This window comes from Sphingomonas hankookensis (genome assembly GCF_028551275.1).
Classification (GTDB): domain Bacteria; phylum Pseudomonadota; class Alphaproteobacteria; order Sphingomonadales; family Sphingomonadaceae; genus Sphingomonas; species Sphingomonas hankookensis_A.
Genome location: NZ_CP117025.1, coordinates 2,535,565 through 2,553,310, shown reverse-complemented (window position 1 = coordinate 2,553,310; position 17,746 = coordinate 2,535,565). Strand labels below are relative to the sequence as shown.

The 17,746-nt window shown below is 67.9% G+C and carries 12 protein-coding genes; 3 read left to right on the top strand and 9 right to left on the bottom strand.

The annotated features are described in order from the left end of the window. Nucleotides 1-74: 74 nt before the first annotated feature. The gene (locus tag PPZ50_RS11960; RefSeq protein ID WP_272815301.1) at nt 75-2,243 is read right to left on the bottom strand and encodes a histidine kinase dimerization/phosphoacceptor domain -containing protein; all 2,169 of its coding nucleotides are present in this window, start codon (nt 2,241-2,243) and stop codon (nt 75-77) included. 85 nt (nt 2,244-2,328) lie between these two features. Further along, nucleotides 2,329-3,960, bottom strand: a complete 1,632-nt coding sequence (locus PPZ50_RS11955; RefSeq protein ID WP_066689772.1) for a histidine kinase famiy protein — start codon at nt 3,958-3,960, stop codon at nt 2,329-2,331. Nucleotides 3,961-4,063: 103 nt separating this feature from the next. Between PPZ50_RS11955 and PPZ50_RS11950 the strand changes: the two genes are divergently transcribed. Beyond that, a complete protein-coding gene (locus tag PPZ50_RS11950; RefSeq protein ID WP_066689773.1) occupies nt 4,064-4,921 on the top strand; it encodes an oxygenase MpaB family protein in 858 nt (285 codons plus the stop codon). A 155-nt stretch (nt 4,922-5,076) separates the two neighbouring features. Here PPZ50_RS11950 and PPZ50_RS11945 read toward each other — a convergent pair whose 3' ends face one another. Both PPZ50_RS11945 and PPZ50_RS11940 read right to left on the bottom strand, forming a co-directional pair. Next, entirely contained in the window at nt 5,077-7,128 is a 2,052-nt protein-coding gene (locus tag PPZ50_RS11945) for an NAD(+) synthase (protein WP_066689774.1), read from the bottom strand. Between the two features lie 223 nt (nt 7,129-7,351). Beyond that, nucleotides 7,352-8,059, bottom strand: coding sequence for a murein L,D-transpeptidase catalytic domain family protein (locus PPZ50_RS11940; RefSeq protein WP_066689775.1), 708 nt, complete (start codon nt 8,057-8,059; stop codon nt 7,352-7,354). Between the two features lie 175 nt (nt 8,060-8,234). On the opposite strand from PPZ50_RS11940, the gene PPZ50_RS11935 reads away from it, so the two are divergent. Both PPZ50_RS11935 and PPZ50_RS11930 read left to right on the top strand, forming a co-directional pair. Beyond that, a complete protein-coding gene (locus tag PPZ50_RS11935) occupies nt 8,235-8,849 on the top strand; it encodes a L,D-transpeptidase family protein (protein WP_066689776.1) in 615 nt (204 codons plus the stop codon). Continuing rightward, nucleotides 8,836-9,594, top strand: coding sequence for a hypothetical protein (locus PPZ50_RS11930; RefSeq protein WP_066689777.1), 759 nt, complete (start codon nt 8,836-8,838; stop codon nt 9,592-9,594). Before PPZ50_RS11935 ends, PPZ50_RS11930 begins: the two co-directional genes overlap by 14 nt. Here PPZ50_RS11930 and PPZ50_RS11925 read toward each other — a convergent pair. From PPZ50_RS11925 to PPZ50_RS11905, 5 genes are read right to left on the bottom strand one after another with little or no spacing between them, the layout of a single operon-like run. Then, nucleotides 9,569-11,368, bottom strand: coding sequence for a response regulator (locus PPZ50_RS11925; protein ID WP_198158530.1), 1,800 nt, complete (start codon nt 11,366-11,368; stop codon nt 9,569-9,571). The genes PPZ50_RS11930 and PPZ50_RS11925 overlap by 26 nt on opposite strands. A 5-nt stretch (nt 11,369-11,373) precedes the next feature. Next, nucleotides 11,374-13,026 (bottom strand): response regulator, encoded by a 1,653-nt coding sequence (locus tag PPZ50_RS11920; protein ID WP_066689779.1) that lies wholly within the window; start codon nt 13,024-13,026, stop codon nt 11,374-11,376. Further along, the gene (locus PPZ50_RS11915) at nt 13,023-14,063 is read right to left on the bottom strand and encodes a chemotaxis protein CheB (RefSeq protein WP_198158531.1); all 1,041 of its coding nucleotides are present in this window, start codon (nt 14,061-14,063) and stop codon (nt 13,023-13,025) included. The genes PPZ50_RS11920 and PPZ50_RS11915 overlap by 4 nt, the downstream gene beginning before the upstream one ends. Before the next feature lie 4 nt (nt 14,064-14,067). Then, nucleotides 14,068-16,071, bottom strand: a complete 2,004-nt coding sequence (locus PPZ50_RS11910) for a hybrid sensor histidine kinase/response regulator (protein WP_066689780.1) — start codon at nt 16,069-16,071, stop codon at nt 14,068-14,070. A 15-nt stretch (nt 16,072-16,086) separates the two neighbouring features. Further along, nucleotides 16,087-17,745 carry a methyl-accepting chemotaxis protein gene (locus PPZ50_RS11905; RefSeq protein ID WP_066689781.1) on the bottom strand — a complete coding sequence of 553 codons (1,659 nt, stop codon included), beginning with the start codon at nt 17,743-17,745 and terminating at the stop codon, nt 16,087-16,089. Nucleotide 17,746: the final 1 nt, after the last annotated feature.

The window sequence follows — 17,746 nt, the reverse complement described above, 5'->3', positions numbered from 1 at the left end:
CTGCCGCGCCCTTTTTGCGTCTAGACTTGGAGTGATATTCCCAGGGTCGTATTACCCTCCGACGCGGACCCGCGTTAAACGTCCTCGGGCGTCGCAATCGGCGCGGACACGGTAAAGCGCAGGCCCGGAGCATTGTCGCTTTCCTCGATCGTACCGTCGAGCCGCTTGACCATCGCGCCGAGCATCCGCGTGCCGAAGCCGGTGCGGTTACCCGTCCGCCCCTGACCCCGGTCGGCGACGGTCAGCCGGAAGCGGTTGCGTACCTTTTCCAACGTGATCGCGATCGGCCCCGGCTTTCCGCCATAGGCATATTTCTGGGCGTTGATGACCAGTTCGACCAGTACCAGTCCGACCTGCACCGCGGCGTCGGCGGAGATCAACAGCGGGGCGAGGTCCATGGTCAGTCGCCCGGTCCATTCGTCGCCCATCGACGACTGCATCTCGGCCAGCAGATCCTCGATATAGCGGCCGAGATCGATGACCGTGACCGTATCCTCGGAATAGAGCCGGCGATGGACCAGCGCGACGGCCGACAACCGCCGCTGCGCCTCGCCCAGATGGCGGGTCAGCGTCTCGTCATTCTCGGCATTGGCCTGCATCGCCAGGAACGCGACGACCAACTGCAGGCTGTTCTGCACCCGGTGGTTCACTTCCTTGATCAGCGTTTCCTGCTGCGCGAGCAGCGCATCCTTGTCGGTGACCGCGCGGGTCAGTTCGCGGTTCAATTCGCTGATGCGGCGCCGCTGGCGCGCGTCGAACAGCAGCCGCGACAGGCGGTGGGCCGCCTCGATCTCCGCCGGGCTCCAGGGGAGGGCGCGGCCGCGGATTTCCTCGCTCCACGCCGCGAAGGAGGCGCGCGGGGTCAGCGGACGGTCGGGCTCCTGCTCGACCGCCTTGTGCGGGTTGCCGGCCCATTGGATCGTCTGCAACGTCTCCGCTCGGAACCACAGCAGAACGACCGGTTCGTCGGCTGACAGCGTGATCGCCAGCAATCCGCTCGCCATGTCGCGATAGGCATGGGCGGCGGGCAGTCGATGTTCCAGCGCCGCGGTGTGCAGCAGGATGTTCCCCTGCGCGCGTACCCATTGCAGGATGTCGCTGATCGCTTCGGGCGGCGGGACATGGCCGCTGGAATAGCGCATCGGCCCGCGTTGCAGTACGAAGCCGTCGGCGCGAAGCAGCCGCTGCAGGTCGCTGCCGATCAGCGCGGACAGCTGGTCGGGGTCATATTCCTGCGCGAACCGCTGCGCGAGCGCGTCCTCCGCGGTGCGCAGCCGCAGCCGTTCGCGATATTCGGCCGCTTCTTCCTTGGCACCGATCTGCTGCGCCAGCGACGCCGCGATCAACTCACAGGTCTTGCGTTGCAGGTAGGACAGATTGCGGGGGGAACGATGGTGGCACGCGACGAGCCCCCACAGCATGCCGTCCTTGATGATCGACACCGAAGCCGACGCCGCGACCGCCATATTGCGGAGATACTGGACGTGGATCGGCGACACCGCACGGACGCCGACATTGCTCAGATCGACGGCGGAAAGCGTCGGATCGAGGCCGATGATCGGGGCCGGGGTGTAGGAGGCGTCGGGAATCACGCGGACCCGGTTGCGGATATACAACGCGCGCGCCTGTCGGGGGATGTCCGATGCGGGGAAGTGGTGGTTAAGGAAGCCGTGAATGTCGGGCGCATGACGCTCCGCCACGACCTTTCCGGAATCGTCGTCGAGGAAGCGGTAGATCATCACCCGGTCGAACCCGGTCAGCCGCGCGAAGATCGACGCAGCCCGCGCCGTCAGGTCGTCGAGATCGACCGCACGCGAAAATTCCTCGCCCCCCTGTTCGATCCAGGTGAGCGCGTCGTCGGTGCCCGGTTCGCCAGGCGCGGTCGGCTCCAGCTCGATCAGCCAGAAACGCCCTTCGCGACTGGCGACGACCGAGAGCGTCGTCTGCCCGGTCGTGCCGAGCACCACCGGCCCGGCGACGGTCGAGCGCAGGATCGCCAATCCCGCCTCGCCAATCAGGTCGAGGATCGTCCCGCCCAGCCAGTCGGCGCCGAGCAGCGACGCGACGTCGCCCGCGCCACCGACGATCACCCCCTCGGCAGGATCGACGATCAGCAGCATGCCATGCGGCTGGATCGCGCCGGGGATATGGATCGGTTCGCGGTCGCAGATCGTCAGGTCGTGCCCGAGGTCGGAAGGCGAGGTCGCCAGCCCGTCGTCCTGGGCAGTTGCATTGGTCGCCAAGCGTAGCCCCTTCGTCATCCTGTGGCTGCCCGGCGATCGGGATCGGTACGGGAAGATACTGCACTATAACTGAAAACGGACTGTTTCAACCGCTGCCGGTGTGGCCGTCAAGTACCTGCCGGATCCGCGTTGCCAGATCGACACGCTTGTACGGCTTGCCGATCAGGTCGAATTCGGTCCCGCGCGCATCGACCCGTTCGATCGACGCCTCCGCATAGCCGGTGGTCAGCAACACCTTCAGCCGGGAGCGCAGCCGCCGCCCTTCGCGGGCGACCATGACGCCGTTCATCCCGCCCGGCATGATCAGGTCGGTGAACAGCAGGTCGATCGGCGCATCGCTTTCCAGCACGGCGATCGCCTCCGCCCCGTTGCCGGCGCGCAGCACGGCGTAGCCGAAATCCTTCAGGATCGCCTCGGCCAGGTCGCCGACATCCTGCTGGTCCTCGACGACGAGGATGGTTTCGGTCCCGCGCAGGTCGCTGTCGCTGCGGGGGCGCCGCGCGCGGATCGGTTCGGCCACCGAACCCGCCGCCGGGAACAGCAGGCGGATCGTGGTGCCGCTGCCCTTCTGCGATTCGATGTGTAACGCGCCGTCGGACTGCTTCATGAATCCATAGACCATCGACAGGCCGAGGCCGGTGCCCTTGCCCTGATCCTTGGTCGTGAAGAACGGCTCGGTTACCCGCGCGCGGACCTCCTCCGACATGCCGGTGCCGGTGTCCGTGATCGACAGAGCGACGAACTTGCCCTGAAGCTTGTCGCCATAGCGCGGATCGCTGCCGTCCAGCGTGACAGGTTGGGCCGAGATCGTGATCGTGCCGCCATCGGGCATGGCGTCGCGGGCGTTCATCACGATGCCGATGATCGCCGCCTCGGCCTGCACCGGGTCGATCCGCGCGTTGCAATGGTCGCCACAGGGTTCGACGTCGATCGTGATCCCCGCATCGCCGATGGTGCGCTTGAGCATTGGCAGCAGCGCGCGAACCAGATCGTCGATATTGGTGACCCGGCCCGACAGCTTCTGCCGGCGCGAAAAGGCGAGCAGCTGCTGCGTCAGTTCGGCCCCGCGATCCGCCGCCTCCATCACCGCCCGGAGCGAGCGGCGCGCGCGATCGGGGTTGAGGGCGTCGCTGCGATCCAGCTGGTTGAGCAGGACGTCGGTGAACCCCTGGATCACCGTCAGCAGATTGTTGAAATCATGTGCGATGCCGCCGGTCAGCTGACCGACCGCCTCCATCTTCTGCGCCTGGCGCAGCGCTTCCTCCGCATCGCGGCGGCGGGTGACGTCCAGCTGCGACGCGAAATAATAGCGGAGCTTCTGCTCGCCATCGAGCACCGGCGAAATGAACAGCGCGCTCCAGAAGGCGCTGCCATTCTTCTTGTAATTGATCAATTCGACCGAGGCCTGCCGCTGTTCGCGGATCGCGAGGCCGATTTCGGCCACGGTGTCCGGATCGGTCTCCGCGCCCTGCAGGAAGCGGCAGTTGCGACCCAGCACCTCGTCCGCGTCATAGCCGGTCATGCTGAGAAAGGCCGGGTTGGCGAAGATGATCGGATTGTCCGGCAGATTGGGGTCGGTCACGATCATCGGCATCCGCGTGGTCTTCACCGCCGCGAAGAAGATGCCGTTGCCCGGATCGTGCATCTCGCGGCCCGCCATGGCAGCGTCCCGCTGCACCGGGTCGAGCGGCTTTTCCGGGCTGGACGGTGAGGACATGAACGGGCCTGTCGGTTCGAGGATGTGGCGACAAAGGTCGCGAGAGAGCGATTTGGTTCCGTAACGATCGGACCCGCAGGTCCGCTCCGCTCGTTCACTACCCATGAACCCGCTTCGCCAGACAATTGCACGCCAGATCCGCGGCTTGACCGGTGCCGGCGACGGCGCGATCGACCTGCGGCGACCGCCCGGCGATGACGGGCTGTTCGGGCCGGGATCGGTCAGCTGGCGGGTGCATGGCGATTTTTCGTCGATGATGATCGGCGGTACGGCCGCGTTGCTGATGCAGATGCTGCATCCCGGTGCGCTGGCGGGAGTGTGGGACCATAGCAATTTCCAGCGCGACATGCTGGGGCGGCTGAAGCGGACCGCGCAGTTCATCGCCGGCACCACCTATGGCAGCACGGCGGAGGCGGAGCGGCTGATCGGCCATGTCCGCCATATCCATGACCGGGTGCACGGCGTCCTGCCCGACGGCCTGCCCTATGATGCGAACGACCCGCATCTGCTGACCTGGGTCCATGTCGCGGAGACGGATTCGTTCCTGCGCGCCTATCTGCGCTACCGCGATCCAGAACTGTCGCGCGCCGATCAGGACCGGTACTTCGCCGAAAATGTCGTGGTGGCCGAGCGGCTGGGCGCGCGCGATGTTCCCGACAGCCGGGCTACGGTCGATGCATGGCTGTCGGCGGTGCGCGGCGAACTGCGCTGCGACGCCCGCACCCGCGCGGTGCGCGACGCGCTGCTGCACCAGCCGTTGCCGAACCCGTTCCTGAAAGGGTTCGGGGCGCTGAACACCGCCGCCGCGATCGACCTGCTGCCGCATTGGGCACGGGCGATGCTGGAGTTGCGCAGTCCCGCGCCGATGGGCGTGCGGGCAGGGGCGCAGGGTATGGCGAGGATGCTGCGCTGGGCGCTGGGTGGGTCGGCGTCGGAAAAGACGGCACGGGCACAGGGGTAGCGGCCGAGTTTCGATGGCGATCCATCGCGTGCCTCACCCGTCACCCTGGGCTTGACCCGGGGTCCTGCTTTCTTTCAACGCTTTCCGAAAAAGCGGGACCCCGGGTAAACCCCGGGGTGACGAAAACGGAAAGGTACGTTTCGGGGCAGGCCGCTCTAAAGTGGCGGCAATCCCGCCCGCAGTTCCTCGACCCAGGGCGTCGCCACCCCGTCGGACGGCGCGCGCCAGTCGCCGCGCGGGGACAGCGCGCCGCCGGCCGAGACCTTGGGCCCGTTGGGCAGTGCCGACCGCTTGAACTGGCTGGTCTGGAAGAAGCGCCACAGGAATTTTTCCAGCCACCGCGCGATGGTCGGTAGGTCGTAACTGCCCTTGGCTTCGTCCGGAAAGTCGATCGGCCAGCGGCCGGCGGCGGCATCGCGCCACGCGTGCCAGCACAGGAAGGCGACCTTCGACGGGCGCTGCCCATAGCGGACGATGTGGTGGAGGAAGAAGTCGTTCAGCGCATAGGGACCGACGCGGTCCTCGGTGCTCTGCATCCGGCCCTCGGCATCGGCGGGCACCAGTTCGGGCGAAATCTCGGTGTTCAGGATCGCATCAAGCACGGCGTCGGTGTCGCGGTCGAACTGGTCGGTGCGGATCGTCCAGCGGATCAGATACTGGATCAGCGTCTTGGGCACGCCGGCATTGACGCCGTAATGGCTCATGTGATCGCCGACGCCATAGGTGCACCACCCGAGCGCCAGCTCCGACAGGTCGCCGGTGCCCAGGACCAGCGCTTCCCGCTGATTGGCCAGCCGGAAGAGGTAATCGGTGCGCAGCCCGGCCTGCACATTTTCGAACGTCACGTCATAGACCGGTTCGCCGCTGGCAAAGGGGTGGCCCATGTCGCTTAGCATCTGGCGCGCGGCGGGACGGATGTCGATTTCGTCGCCGGTGATGCCCAGCGCCGTCATCAGCTTCCACGCATTGCCCTTGGTCGCTTCGCCGGTGGCGAAGCCGGGCATGGTGAAGCCCAATATGTCGGTGCGCGGACGACCGAGTCGGTCGAACGCCTTCGCCGCGACGATCAGTGCGTGGGTCGAATCCAGCCCGCCCGACACACCGATCACCAGCCGCTTCGTCCCCGACGCGACCAACCGCTTGCGCAATCCCTCGACCTGGATGTTGAACGCTTCGTAGCAATCGTCGTCCAGCCGCTCGGGCGTGCTGGGGACGAAGGGGTAGCGCCGGACCGGGCGCAGCAGCCCGATATCGTCCTGCGTCGGTGCATGGTCGAAGCCGATCCGGCGGAAGCGGGTTTCGGGATGACCGCTGGCCGCCGCGCAATCGTTGAACGTGCCGGTCCGCATCCGCTCCAGCCGCAGCCGTTCGAGGTCGACATCGGCATAGGCGATGCCCGACGACTGGTCGAACCGGTCCGACTGGGCCAGCAATTCGCCCAATTCATGCACGGAACCCTGGCCGTCCCATGACAGGTCGGTCGTGCTCTCGCCGATCCCGGCCGCGGCATAGATATACGCCGAGACGGTCCGCGCCGATTGCGACGCGCACAGCATCTCGCGGTCGCGTGCCTTGCCGATGACGATGTTCGACGCCGACAGGTTGCACAGCACCAAGGCTCCGGCCATCGCTCCGGCGGTCGAGGGGGGCAGGGGGGACCAGAAATCCTCGCAGATTTCGGCATGGACCACGAAATCGGGCAGGTCACGGGCGGCGAAGATCAGGTCGGTGCCGAACGGCACGTCCTGTCCGGCGAGCGTCATCGTCAGCCCGGTTAAGCCGACGCCGGGCGCGAACCAGCGCTTCTCATAATATTCGCGGTAGTTCGGCAGGTACGTCTTGGGCACGACGCCGAGGATGCGCCCGCGCGATACGGCCACCGCGCAATTGTACAGCCGTCCGTTGCGCCGCAGCGCCGCGCCCAGCAGCAGGACGGGGCGCAGGTCCGCGCTGGCCGCGACCACCTCGGACAGCGTCGCTTCGGTCGCGTCGCACAGCGCGTCCTGTAGATGCAGGTCGTCGATCGCGTAGGAGGTGAGGTTGAGTTCGGGGAAGACCAGCAGGTCGGCGCCGGCTACATGCCCCTGCCGTGCCAGGTCGATCGCGGCCCGGCCGTTAGCGGCAACATCGCCGACGCTGGCGGGCGGAGTGCAGGCGCCGACGCGGATCAGGCCGTGGGTGTGGATCGAATGGAACGGGTGGGTCATGGCGTCACCCTATAGGGAGATACGATGATGCGGAACCGGTAGCTCCCGGATCTTTCACCCTATCTCCAATTCATCCGTTTGGTTCGAGTAGCGATCGAGCCTGTCGAGAGCGCGTATCGAGAACGCGGTTCCGCTGGGCAGGTGTTGTCGACAAACGCTTCCCGACAAGCTCGAAGCTGCTCGAACCGAACGGAGTGTGATAACGGAGCTAGAGCCCCCGGCCTCAAACCTTCGCGGCGTAGATCATCCGGCCTTCGCCCAACAGGTCGAACACCCGCGCCAGATCGCCTTCGGCAACCGCGAAGCAGCCCTGGCTGCGGCCGAGCTTCCCGTGCTGTGCGATCATTTCCGGGTTGGCGTACCAGGCCCCGTGCACGACGATCGCGCGCATCAGCGCATTGTCGTTGGTGGGATCGAGGCCGACCAGCCGCTGCGACCGGCCGTGCTTGCCGACATAATAATTGTCGGTGATGAACGCGCCTTCCGAGGTGGCGTTCGAATCGGGGACGTTGCTGAAGCGAGTCAGCAATCCGCAATGCGCCGGGTCCGACCCGCTGCCATGCGCGACGCGCATCGCCGAGACGACGCCGCTGTGCATGTCGATGAACTGGAACCGGGGATGGGCGGAATCGACCGCGAAGTCGGCGATGGCGATGCGATCGGTGCGGCGGATGCGGCCCGAATGGCGGTCCATCGATGCCACCGCGCGTTCGAACAGGCGCGGATTGACCGTGGCGGGCGCCCGCATCTGCTTGACGGGGGCGGCAGGAACCGGCGCCGATGCCAGCCGCTGCGGCGGCGGCACGAAGGACGCGTTCTGCGCAACCGGGATGATCGCGTTCGTCGTGCAACCTTGTGCCAGTACGGCACCGGCCAGGCCGCCTGCCGCTTTCAGCACCGCTCGCCGCGATCGAACTGCTTCGTCCCGCATCCAATTCCTCGCCAGATCGTTGAGGGTTAGAGATACGGGCGACGCGCCTTCCATTCAATTAACGTGGGTGCGGTCGTTCCGCCGCTTGTCGTGCGCAGGGCACGGGCGGTCGACTCCGACAAATATGGTTACCGCCGGATTTGCCATCCGGTGCGTCCTGCGGAATAACGGTGGGATGTCGTTCGCGCTTCGTCTCGGCCTGATGGCTGCTCTGCTGCCGATGCCCGCGGTCGCGCAGGAACCGGCGGCGCTGGCGGTCGAGCGGGCGGCGGTGGCGATGCGGCCGGGCGACCATCGCTGGGCGGACGACCCGACGCTGTCGGGTCCGGTCAGCATCGTCGTCAGCGTGCCGATGCAGATGGCGTTCGTCTATCGCGGCGACCGGCTGATCGGGGCCACCACGGTATCGACGGGCAAGCCGGGCAAGATGACGCCGATCGGCGAATATACCATCCTGCAGAAGCGCCCGTTCCACCGTTCCAACTTGTACAACAACGCCCCAATGCCCTTCATGCAACGCCTGACCTGGGACGGGGTGGCGCTGCATGCCGGCAACCTGCCCGGCTTTCCGGCGTCACATGGTTGTATTCGCATCCCTACGGCGTTTGCGCAAAAGCTGTTCAACGTGACGCAGCTGGGCGGGCAGGTGGCGGTGGTCAACGACGTGATCGCCTTTCCGGCCTATCGCCCGGCGGATACCACGCCGCGCCTGTCGGACGAGGGCGTCGGGGCGCTCGCCAGCCGCGACGATCGGGTAAGCGTCGGCAAGGGCAGCCATGCGCCGCGTTGAGATGGCTGCGTTGGCGTTGCTGGCGCTGGCCGGCTGCGGCGACAGCGAGGATGCGCCGTCCGCGAATGTCGCGTCGCCGGCTTCCGTCCCGACCGCTACCCCTTCCGTCGTGGCCAGCCGCGTGCCGGAGCGGTTGACGGTCACGACCAACGAGCCGTTCTATTCGGTTGCGATCGATCGCGATGTGTTGACGCTGACAGGTGTCGATATGCCACGGCGCACGTTGCGGGTGGTCAATCGCCACGTCGCGGTCGAAGCGCGGGCATGGGAGGCGCGCGATGATCGCGGGACGATCGGCGTCCGGGTCGTGCGTGCACCGTGCGAGGACGACATGTCGGGCGCGCCGCGCGACTTCACGGCGACCCTTACCATCGACGGGCGCGCGACGGTGCGAGGCTGCGGTTTTGTCGGTACGCCTGCGCCGCCACCCGGCGAGGCGTCGCCGGTGGCCGCCACCATTCCGGCGCGGTTCATCGGCCGGTGGAACCGCGATGCCGCAGCCTGCGCCACCCCCGCTGCGTCGATCGAGGGGGTCCGGGTGACGCCCAGCGAATTGTGGTTCCACGAGAGCGTCGGCGTAGTGAAGCGGGTCGAACCGATCGGACCCGATCAGATCCGCGTCACTGCCGCCTATGAAGGCGAGGGTGAACGCTGGACCGCGACACAGACGCTGCGGGTCGAAGGCGACCGGTTGGTGATCGTGACGGACGGACGTCCGTTCAGCCGGATACGCTGTCCGCAGTAGCCGCGGAGGCGTTTGCGATCGCGGTCAGCAACTGATCGCCGGTAAACGGCTTGGTCAGGACGGGGACGCCGATCTGCGTATCCCCGATCTCGGCAAAGCCGGTGATCAGCAGGACCGGCGTATCGGGGCAGCAGGCCCGCACGCGCGCCGCGACCTCGATCCCCGACAGGTCGGGCATCGCATAGTCGGTCAGCACCATGTCGAACCGGTCGCCCGCTTCGAGCATGGCGACAGCCTGCACCGCGGAATCATGGACGACGATGCTGTGCCCGGCGGCCTCCAACTGCGCGGCGACCACCGCGCGCACTTCCGAATCATCCTCGACCAGCATCAGCCGAAGCGGACCGGTCGGCCCGGTCGACTCCTGCGCGGCGGGTGTGGGGCGTGCCTCGATCCGGGGCAGCCAGAGGTGGATATGCGTACCGCGACCGACCTCGCTATCGATCGTCACGTCGCCGCCGGCGGCGCGTGCCATTGCCCGCACCATCGGCAGGCCGAGGCCCGTGCCGGCCCCCTGCGCCTTGGTGGTGAAGAAGGGTTCGAACACCCGCTCGCGCACCGCGCTGTCCATGCCGCTGCCGGTATCGCTGACGGTGATGCGGACGAACCCGCCCGACAAATTCGGCAGGAAGACGCCGGCATCGTCGATATTGGCGGTGCCGATCCGTACCGTGCCGCTGCCATCCATCGCATCGCGCGCATTGATCGCGAGATTGAGGATAGCGAGTTCGAACTGCCCGACATCGGTCTTCACCGACCAGCCGGGCTCGGCAAAGTCATAGGCGACGCGGATCCGCCCGGCGGCGGTGCGCACGATCAGTTCCTCGATCGACCGGATCACGTCGTCGGGACGGAAGATTTCGGCGGCCAGATCGCGCTGACGGCTGAAGCTGAGCAACCGGCGGGTGATCGCGCTGCCACGACCGGCCGCCTCGCTCGCCGCGTCGAGATAGCGGCGGAGCCGGTCGCGGTCGTCGATCCGCCGCTCGGCGAGTTCGAGATTGCCGACGATCGCCGCCAGCAGATTGTTGAAATCATGCGCGATGCCGCCCGACAGCGTGCCCAGCGCCTCCAGCTTTTCCGACTGGTGGTGGCGTCGTTCGGCAAGGCGGCGACCGGTATCGTCGCGCTCGATCTTCAGCAGGTAGCGGTTCGGCCCGATGGTGAAGGGGATGCGCCGGATATGCGTCCAGCTGTCGCCCCAGGGCTGGACCAGATGGCGGTCCTCGTCATCGCTGCCGCCCTGGCCGAGAATGGCGAGGTCGCGGGGATCGATACCGTTCGGGCGCGTGGCGCCGCGTACGACGTGGCCATGCTGATCGAGGATGGTAACGACATCGCCCGACCCGTCGGCCAACCCGCGAAAGGCGGCGCGTTCGAACGCCAGCGCCTGCCGCAGGGCATAACGGTCGGCGGCGGCGGCGACCATCGCGATCAGCGCCTCGGCATCCCAAGGCTTGTTCGCATAGCCACTGATCGCGCCGTCGTTGAGCGCCGCGACGACCGCCGACAGATCGGCATAGCCGGTCAGCAGGATCGCCTCCGCATCGGTCATTTGGCGGGCGCGGGCGAGGAACTGGCTGCCGGTCAGCTCCGGCATGCGCTGATCGGAGACGATGACGGCGATGTCGGTATGGGCGCGGACCAGTTCCAGCGCCTCGACCGGCGATGCGGTCGACAGGATGCGGTAGCGGTCCTCCAGCAGATCGCCGAGCGCGACCAGGATTTCCGGCTCGTCATCGACCAGCAGCAGCAGGGGCGGGGAACCGGGCATATCCATTACGGCCGTTCTGGTATCCTGATGATGAAGGAAGCGCCACCCTGTACCGCGCGCTCGATCGCGATCGTCCCGCCGTGCGAGCGGACGACGCCATAGGCGATGGCAAGACCCAGGCCGGTGCCGGAGCCGACATCCTTGGTCGTGAAAAAGGGTTCGAACACCCGCTCGCGACGGTCCTCGGGAACGCCCGGGCCATTGTCGTCGACCTGGATGCAGAACATGCCGTCGGCGGCACCGGTGGTGATGGCGATGCGGCCCGCGACCGGATCGACCGCATCGGCGGCGTTGGCGACGATGTTCATCACGACCTGATTGACCAGCGCCCCCGAACATTCGAGCATCCGTGCCGGCCCGTAGGTCCGGACTACCTCGACGCTGCCCAGACGAGGGGCGAGCAGGGTCAGGACCGCGTCGATGGCATCGGGAATGTCGATCCGCGACACCTCGCCATCGTCCAGCCGCGAAAAGCGCCGCAGCTTCACCACCAGTTCCTGAATACGGGTCAGGCCGGACCGGATCGACTGGAGCCGGTCCGCCGCCTTGGTCAGCAGTGCGCCGCGCGCATCGTCATCGGCATTCGCCGCGCCGGCGACCGCCCGTTCGACAGTGGCCTGATGGGCCAGGATGAAGGCGAGCGGATTGTTGATCTCATGCGCGATGCCCGCGACCAGTTCGCCCAACGACGCCATCTTGGCCGATTGGACCAGTTGCGCCTGGGTTTCGCGCAGCAGGGCGTTGGCGCCGGCCAGTTCGGCATTGGCCTGCGCCAGCCGTTCCGCCGCGTCGGCCTCTGCGCGGGCCTGTGCCAGTGCGATCGCCTGCGCCTGTTCGCGCGCGATACCCGCGGCCTCCTCGTCGCGCGCCAGCTTGCGCCGGACGATGGCCCGGATACGGACGAGCAGCATGTCGCCGTCGCGCCCGCGCGACACCACGTCGTCCGCTCCGGCGGCGAGGCCAGCCAGTACCGTCGCCGGCTCGGCATCGTCGGTCAGCGCAACCAGCGCAACGCCGCTTGCCCGCGCGGTGCGGCGCGCGTCCAGTTTTGCCGACAGGCCGAAGGACGGATCACCCGGCTGTTCGACGACGAGGATGCCGTCGGCCGCTTCCTCGTCGATCGCCTTCAGGGTATCGGCGATCCCGGCGACATGGCCGACGTGATAGCCCTCGGCGGCAAGGTCGGACACCAGCTGATCCGACGCCGTGTCCTGCGGGGCGAGCAGCAGCAGGCGCGCCTGGCGCAAGGCCGCTGCCGGGCCGTCGCCCAGCGGCCGTGCGCGTACCTGCCGCAACAGGGCGCGGACCCGCGACAGGATCAGCTCGGCCCCGCCGCGCTTGGGCACATAGGCGTTGGCACCGCTGTCCAGCCCCTGTCGTTCGACATCCGATGCATCGTCGCCGGTCAGCATCAGGATCGGCAGCGTGCGGGTGGCGCCGGTCTGTCGCACGATGCGCACCAGTTCGTCGCCGTTCATGCCCGGCAGGCGATAATCGACGACCAGCAGGTCCGGCCGGCTGTGGTTCAGCGTTTCCAGCGCGGTTTCGGCATCGCGCGTCCGGTCGATCCGAAAGCCGGCACGTTCGAACATCCGCCGCAATTGCAGCGCCTGGGTATCGGAATCCTCGATCAGCAGGATCGCTGCGTCGTCGTTCACCGCGCGCGCTCCACGATGCGGCGGACATGCGGGGCGATCAGGTCGAGCGGCAGCGAGAGCGCACCGGCGCGATGCGCAGCCGCGGGCATGCCATAGACGATCGAGGTGCTGGCGTCCTCCGCCACCGCCTGTCCGCCAGCCGCGAGCAGCGCCCGCACGCCGGCCGCGCCGTCCTCACCCATTCCGGTCAGGACGACGGCCAGCGCCGCACCGTCCAGTGCCACGGCGGCGCTCTCGATCAGGCGGGTCGCGGAGGGGCGCTGGCCGCCGACCGGTCCGTCGGTGGCCAGACGGATCGTGCCTCCGCGTGCGAGCGTCAGATGGGCGTCGCCGGGCGCGACATGGACCGTTCCCGGCGTCGGCATCTCGCCGTTGCGGGCAAGCTCGACCCGCTGTGGGACAACGCTGTCGAGCCAGCTGGCAAAGCCGGCCATGAAGCTGGCCCCCATATGCTGCACCAGCAGCACCGGCAGCGGCAGATCGGCCGGGAGCGCGCCCAGCAACCGGGCGAGTGCCGGAGGGCCACCGGTCGATGCCGCGAACAGGAGGGCCGAGGGGGCGCGCTGTCGGACGGGCTGAACCGGAATTTTGGGCGCGGCCGGCATCCGTCGCCGCACCACCGCCACCTCGCTCATGATTGCAAGCTGCGTCCGTATCTCGTGCGCGACCTGGGCATAGGCGGCATCGCCCAGCCCGACCGGCTTTTCGACGACCGACAGCGCCCCGGCGCGCAGCGCGTCCATGCTGTCGCCCATCGCGCCGCCGTCCATGCTGGCGGAGATCACCACGATCGGCGTCGGATGGCTGGCCATGATCTGCCGCGTTGCCTCCAGCCCGTCGATGCCGGGCAGGCGAATATCCATCGAGATGACATCGGGGCGGAGGACCGGCAGCGCCTCGATCGCTTCTTCGGCGGTGGCGAAGCTGGCGGCGACGGTCAGGCGCGGGTCGCTGCCGACGATATGCGTCAGCAGCGTGCGGACCACGGTCGAATCCTCGACGATCATCACGCGGGCAGGGGCGGTGCGGGCCGTCATTGCGTCAGATCAGCTGCTGGACGGTGCCGATCAACATGCCCTGATCGAAATCCTGTTTGGTGACATAGGCGTCGGCGCCGAGGCTGAGGCCGCGTTCGATATCGTCGGGGCTGTTGCGCGATGTCATCATGATGACCGGTAAAGTTTTGAGTGCCGGATCGTTCCGTATCGCCGCCAGCAAAGCGAAGCCATCCATGCGCGGCATCTCGACATCTGCGACGACCAGATCGATGGCATCGAGGCCGGAGCGCAGCCGTTCCAGCCCGGCCAGTCCGTCGACCTCGACCAGTACGCGATAGCCCTGCGCTTCGAGGATGCTGCGCTCCAGCGTACGGGTCGTGATGGAATCGTCGACGACCAGGATGGTGCGGCTTTGCGCTTCGGCCTGGGGCGCGACGTAGGGGCTTGCCGCCCGGCCGCTGGCCCGGTCGCGTACCAGCTGGGCCGGATCGAGCACCAGCACGACCTCGCCATTCGTCAGCACCGTGCCCAGCACCAGCGGCAGATCGGCGGCGATCGCCGCGGCATCGCCGACCAGCAGCGCCCGGACATCGCGCAGCGCATCGACGATCAGGACGCGGCGGACGCCCTCCGCCTCCAGCACCACCGCCCGCAGCGGACCGGCGGCATCGGCCTGTGCCGTGCCCAATATGTCGCCGAGCCGCGTAACGGGCAGCGGCTGGCCATTGACCGGCAGCATCACCTCCGCTCCGCTGGGGGAAAGGTCGGCGGGATCGATCCGCAGTACCTGTCGCACCGCATCGGCGGGTAGGGCGCAGACCGTGTCGCCGACCTCGACCATCAGCAATGTGCGGCGGGTCAGTGCGACCGGCACGGCGATGGTCACGACGGTCCCGCCGCCCGAGCCGGGCGCGATGCTGGCCGACCCGTGCAGGCGGCGGGCGACCTCCGCCACGACCGACAGGCCGATGCCGCGCCCGGCGACCTCGTCCAGCCGGTCGGCGGTGGACAGTCCCTGTTCGAACAGCAGCGCATGCAACGCCTGTCCTCTGGGCGGGGGGGCATCGGCGGGGATCAGGTCGGCAGCGCGGGCACGGGCGACGATCGCCGCATCGTCCAGCCCGGCACCGTCGTCACGGACGGTGATGATCAGCCGCCCGCGATCGATCCGCGTGTCGATGCTGATCGTGCCTGTGTCCTCCTTGCCCGCTCGATGGCGACGGTCGGGCGTTTCGATGCCATGGCGCACGGCATTGCGCAGGACGTGCAGCAGCGGATCGCGCAGCGCATTCAGGACGCGGCGATCGGCCTCGCCATCCGTTTCGGTCGTTCGTAGCCGTGCGACCTTGCCCTCGGCGGTCGCCAGGTCGCGGACGGCGCGTTCATAGCCGTCGAAGAGCGTCGCCACCGGTTGCAGCAACAGCCGCTCGCCATCGCGTTCCAGTTCGGCGCTCGACCGGTCCAGCGCGTCGCGCAGCCGCCCGTGCAGGCGGCGGATGCGGTCCAGCTCGCCCGTCGCCTGTCGCAGCCGTCGTGCGGCTTCGCTGTCGCCGGCGGTGGCGAGCAGAGGCGACAGTGCGGCAAGATCCTCGGCCAGCGCGTTCAAACGGTCGGCGACCATGCCCTGTTCGGCGATCTGCGTCGCCATGACGTGCAGCGAACGGCCGAGCCGCTCGACCCGGTGGCCCGACACCGCGACACGCCGTTCGGGCTCGATGTCGGTCGCGCTGTCGTTCGTATCCGGGGCGGCGCCGTCCTCGATCGCATCGGCGAGGCGGCGGAGCTCGGCGATCGCCGCGCCGTCCATCGCCCGTTCGCCGCGTTCGATGGCGAGGATCAGCGCCTCCGCCTCATGCGCGGCGGCTTCGCTCTCCGGCAGTTCAACCGCGCGCGCCGCGCCTTTCAGGCTGTGCGCCCGGCGGCTGAATTCGCGCAGGTCGACCGGGCGGCCGGCATCAGCATCGGCCAGCGCCGCGCGGATGCCGGCCATGTGTTCGGCCAGTTCCGACGCGAATGCCGCCAGCAATTCGGCCTGAAGCTCGTCCACGCGCGCGTCCTGCCGTTACAGGCGGTAGCGTTCGGTCAGGCCGACCAGCGTGCGCGACAATTCGCCCAGGTCGCTTGCCGCCTGATCGAGCTGACGGGTGGAGGCAGCGGTCTGTTGCGACGCTTCGCGGATATTCTGCAGGGCGATGGTGACCTGTTCGATGCCGATCTGCTGCTGGTTGGTCGATGCGACGATCTGCTGGAAGGTCTGGACATTTTCCTGCACGCGGGTCGCCAGTTCCTCGATCGCGGCATGGCCGGCATCGGTGCGTTCCTTGCCCGACGCGACGCGCTTCACCGCCTCCTCGGTCAGCATCACCGACGAATTGATCCCGCGCTGGATATCGCCCAGGATCGAGCGGACGTTGCGTGTCGCGCCCTTGGCCTGATCGGCCAGCTGCTTCATCTCCGATGCGACGATGGCGAAACTGCGCCCCTGTTCACCCGCCGCCGCCGCCTCGATCGAGGCGTTGAGCGCGAGCAGGTGCGAGCGTTCCGACACGTCGTTGACCGTCGCGATGATGTCGCCGATCGCCTGGGTCTTTTCCGACAGGGCGACGATGTTGGTCGCCACCGCTTCGGCCTGTTCGCGGATCGCATCCATCGCGCGCGCGGTATCGGCGACGGCAGTCAGGCCGGCGTTGCTGACTTGGGCGGTCGCCTGCGCCTGCGCGATCACCTCCTGCGCGCGGCGAGTGATCTGCGCGCCGCTATGAGTGATCTCGTCGACGGTGGCGGCGGTTTCCTGCACCGCGGCCAACTGCTCCTCGACCGACGCCGCCTGTTCCTGCGTCGACGCACGGATTTCGGTGGTCGCCGCGTTCAGGTCGTTGGTCGCTGCGCGGTTCTGCGTTGCGATGGTGCGCAGCCCGCCGACCATGTCGTTGAGCGTGCGGCCAAGGCGCCCGAGTTCGTCGGCACCGGTCACGTCGGTGGTCGTCGACAGATTGCCTTCGCCGATGCGCCCGACAAAGCCCATGAACGCATCGAGCGGCCGCACGATCGAACGGCGGGTCGTCACCGCGACGGCAATGGCGACGACGATCGCGACCATCAGCCCCAGAATGATGGAAATCCGGCTGGCGTTATAGACGTCGCGGGTCGCATCCCGCCCACGTTCGATGGCGACGTTAAGCGTTTCGCGCGCTTGGCCGATCCGGCCGACCGTCGCGGCATGGTCGCGCACGATATCGGCCTCGGTCGCCAGCACCGCCGCCCGGTCGCCTGCAGCGATTGCGGCCAGCTGGGTCTCGACATCCGCCCGAGTCTGTTTGAGCGCGCGGTCGCCCTCGGCCAGTTGGCGGGCCATCCGTGCCCAGAGTTCGGACCGCGCGCCCGTCACCGAATTGTCGCGATAGGTTTCGGCGGCGCGTTCCTGTTCGGCGATGCCGCGCTGCGCTTCCTCGACGGCGTTGCGCCATCCGGTCGTTGCCTCCCGGACGCGACTGTTGTCGCCGGTCAGGAAGGCCTGGACGAGGCTGGCGCGCTGTTCGACCTTGCGCGACAGGGCGTGGTCGATGCGATTGAGCGCCTCCATCGACGCGAGGTCGCGTTCGACGATCATGTCGACGGTGTGGCGGACGTCGCCGATCTGGACCAGCGCATAGACGCCAAGCGCGAGGAGGATCGCGGTCAGGGCGGCGAAGCCGGCGGCGATCCGGGTAGAGACGGACAAA

Excerpts from the sequence above, each read along its gene's own strand:
- PPZ50_RS11935 (WP_066689776.1), top strand. The coding sequence starts at position 8,235 with ATGTCGTTCGCGCTTCGTCTCGGCCTGATGGCTGCTCTGCTGCCGATG.
- PPZ50_RS11955 (WP_066689772.1), bottom strand. The coding sequence starts at position 3,960 with ATGTCCTCACCGTCCAGCCCGGAAAAGCCGCTCGACCCGGTGCAGCGG.
- PPZ50_RS11930 (WP_066689777.1), top strand. The coding sequence starts at position 8,836 with ATGCGCCGCGTTGAGATGGCTGCGTTGGCGTTGCTGGCGCTGGCCGGC.
- PPZ50_RS11925 (WP_198158530.1), bottom strand. The coding sequence starts at position 11,368 with ATGCCCGGTTCCCCGCCCCTGCTGCTGCTGGTCGATGACGAGCCGGAA.
- PPZ50_RS11950 (WP_066689773.1), top strand. The coding sequence starts at position 4,064 with ATGAACCCGCTTCGCCAGACAATTGCACGCCAGATCCGCGGCTTGACC.
- PPZ50_RS11915 (WP_198158531.1), bottom strand. The coding sequence starts at position 14,063 with ATGACGGCCCGCACCGCCCCTGCCCGCGTGATGATCGTCGAGGATTCG.
- PPZ50_RS11945 (WP_066689774.1), bottom strand. The coding sequence starts at position 7,128 with ATGACCCACCCGTTCCATTCGATCCACACCCACGGCCTGATCCGCGTC.
- PPZ50_RS11940 (WP_066689775.1), bottom strand. The coding sequence starts at position 8,059 with ATGCGGGACGAAGCAGTTCGATCGCGGCGAGCGGTGCTGAAAGCGGCA.